Raw genomic sequence first — 3,073 nt, forward strand, 5'->3', positions numbered from 1 at the left:
GCTATGGGTGCCGTCTTTAAAAAACACCATGTGGAAAAAGCGGCGCTTGAAGCTGCGATTGAGAAAGTTCGTGGGGGAGATGCGGTGAACGATCAGGGCGCGGAAGAAAATCGCGAAGCATTGGAAAAATATACGGTGGATTTAACAGCTCGAGCGACAGAGGGCAGATTGGATCCAGTGATTGGCCGCGATGACGAAATTCGTCGAACCATACAAGTGTTACAGCGTCGCAGAAAGAATAATCCTGTGCTTATTGGCGAGCCTGGGGTTGGTAAAACTGCAATTGTTGAAGGTTTGGCGCAGCGCATTGTAAATGGCGAAGTGCCCGAAGGCTTAAAAGATAAGCGAGTGTTGTCTCTTGATATGGGGGCGCTGATTGCTGGAGCTAAATTTCGTGGAGAATTTGAAGAACGCTTGAAGGCCTTGCTAAATGAGCTTTCTAAACAGGAAGGCCAAATCATTCTGTTCATCGATGAAATTCATACCATGGTTGGTGCAGGTAAGGCAGAAGGTTCGATGGATGCCGGAAACATGCTCAAGCCGGCACTATCGCGCGGAGAGTTGCATTGCGTTGGTGCTACAACTCTGGACGAATATCGCGAGTACATAGAGAAAGATGCAGCCCTAGAGCGCCGCTTCCAAAAAGTACTTGTAGACGAGCCAACGGTTGAAGACACCATTGCGATTTTGCGTGGGCTGAAGGAGCGTTATGAAGTTCACCACGGTGTTGAAATTACCAATGGTGCCATTATCGCTGCGGGTAAGTTGTCGCATCGTTACATTAGTGATCGGCAGTTACCTGACAAGGCGATTGACCTCGTAGACGAAGCGGCGAGCCAAATTCGCATGGAGATGGACTCAAAGCCGGAATCCCTTGATCGCCTTGAGCGCCGATTGATTCAGTTAAAGATTGAACGCGAAGCCTTGAGGAAAGAAAAGGACGAAGGCTCGAAGGCCGCGGTGGTTGAGCTAAACAGGGAAATTGAAAGCGTCGAGAAAGAGTTTGCGGATCTGGAAGAGGTTTGGGTGTCAGAAAAAGCTGCCTTGCAGGGTTCGCAGCAGGTAAAAAGTGATCTTGAACAAGCTCGTGTTGAGCTGGAAAGTGCGCGCCGCAACGGTGATTTGGCGCTTATGTCTGAGTTGCAGTATGGCAAAATTCCAGAGTTGGAACGACAGCTAGATATGGCTTCGCAGGCTGAGATGGTGGGCATGACCTTGCTTCGGAATAGAGTGACGGAGGAAGAAATCGCGGAGACCGTATCGAAGTGGACAGGTATTCCAGTCTCTAAGATGCTTGAGGGCGAGAAAGATAAACTCTTACGCATGGAAGATGCGTTGCACGAGCGGGTTATTGGTCAGGATGAGGCGGTAAACGCAGTGGCGGATGCGGTTCGTCGTTCGCGGGCTGGGTTATCGGATCCGAATCGTCCAAACGGCTCATTTTTGTTCCTTGGGCCAACTGGGGTTGGTAAGACGGAGTTGTGTAAGTCTTTAGCGAGCCTTTTGTTTGATACTGAAGAAGCGATGGTGCGCATTGATATGTCTGAGTTTATGGAGAAGCACTCAGTTGCTCGTTTGATCGGTGCGCCTCCGGGCTATGTTGGCTATGAAGAGGGAGGCTACTTAACGGAAGCTGTCCGTCGTAAGCCTTATTCCGTATTGTTGCTTGATGAGGTGGAGAAAGCGCATCCTGATGTATTCAACATCCTTTTGCAGGTGCTTGAGGATGGCCGGTTGACTGATGGCCAAGGGCGTACAGTCGATTTCCGCAATACGGTGATTGTTATGACCTCGAATCTTGGTTCAGACGTTATCCAGAGCATGAGCTCGGGTGAAAGCCCTGCTGGCTATGATGCGATCAAAGACTCTGTAATGGAATCTGTGACTGGGCACTTCCGGCCAGAGTTTGTAAACAGAATTGATGAAGTTGTTGTCTTTCATGCCTTGGCTGCCGCGCAAATTAAGGGAATTGCAAAAATTCAGCTTGCTAACCTTGAGGCGCGCTTGCAAGAGCTTGGCATCCAGATTGAGTTTGATGAGGAGTCGATGGCGAAATTAGCAGATGCAGGATTTGATCCGGTTTATGGCGCGCGTCCGCTCAAGCGTGCGATCCAGAAGCGTGTTGAAAATCCGCTTGCGCAGCGGTTGTTGGGAGGCGAATTTATCTCGGGAGATGTTGTGCGCGCCAGCGTGGAAAACGAAGAGATTGTTTTCAACAAGCGGATGCGTCAAACGGCATAAGTTTAGTGGAACAAAAAAAGCGGGCCGTGAGCCCGCTTTTTTATGTAGGTAAGTTGGTAAATCTAAACCTTACGAGCTGCAGTTTTCATCAAGAAAAGCTTGATAGGTTTTTCTTTTGTCAGCGATTTCTTCAGGGCTTAGGAAGCGCATTTGGCCGTTTTCATTGATTCGCAGTCGTGCGCCTTCTGTCATCTTGGCAACGTTTTCTCGAACAGCATCGCATCGTTCTTTGCTGGCCTGCTGCCCCTGTTTTTTCGATAGGTCTTCGGCTTTTTTCTGAAGAGCCTGCTCTTTTTCTGGTGTGTTTGGTTGCGGCTCGCTTGACGGTTTGTTGCTGCTATTTCCTATGCTGCCTTTCCCGGTATGTACCTTGATTTTTTTAGCATCTTTTTGAGCGTTTGGTTTCTTGTCGGAGTAATGGGTGCGCCCGTCTTTGTCTGTCCATTTGTATATTTCGGCGCTCGCAGAAACGGTCACTAAACCAAAGAAAACGGATAGGATTAGAGCTTTTGTTAGTTGCGCTATTTTCATATAAAAACACCCAGAATTAGTAAGGGAATCATAAACTTGTTGCTTTAACTATAAACCAAACTGTGAATTTGGCTTTTTTTTCTGAGGTTTTTGCATTTTAGATAGCAATTTTTGGGTGCAGATGTTGACTCTGGTTAATTAAGTGTCAGAATTGCAGCTCGCTTAGATCCGGGGTAGTTTGTAGAGGCCTTTCCTAGTGGTTTTCTTATCCCCCCAGTGAGTTTATCTGTTGCGACGGCAACATTGTTTGTTTACTTGAAGAGCGCGTTTAAAAAATGCACGTGTTTTTCCGGCGTTACTC

Annotated in this window: 2 protein-coding genes; one reads left to right on the forward strand and one right to left on the reverse strand. The window is 47.9% G+C overall.

Going from position 1 to position 3,073, the window contains the following annotated elements; all coding sequences use genetic code 11:
- The coding region (clpB, locus tag A3750_RS10150; protein WP_068548229.1) for an ATP-dependent chaperone ClpB at window positions 1-2,241 on the forward strand (2,241 nt) is incomplete at its 5' end.
- Between the two features lie 69 nt (window positions 2,242-2,310).
- On the opposite strand, the gene A3750_RS10155 is transcribed toward clpB, so the two are convergent.
- On the reverse strand, window positions 2,311-2,772 hold the full coding sequence (locus tag A3750_RS10155; protein ID WP_068548230.1) for a DUF4124 domain-containing protein: 462 nt from the start codon (window positions 2,770-2,772) through the stop codon (window positions 2,311-2,313).
- Window positions 2,773-3,073 lie beyond the last annotated feature (301 nt).

Source organism: Oleiphilus sp. HI0079, from assembly GCF_001635105.1.

Excerpts from the sequence above, each read along its gene's own strand:
- A3750_RS10155 (WP_068548230.1), bottom strand. The coding sequence starts at position 2,772 with ATGAAAATAGCGCAACTAACAAAAGCTCTAATCCTATCCGTTTTCTTT.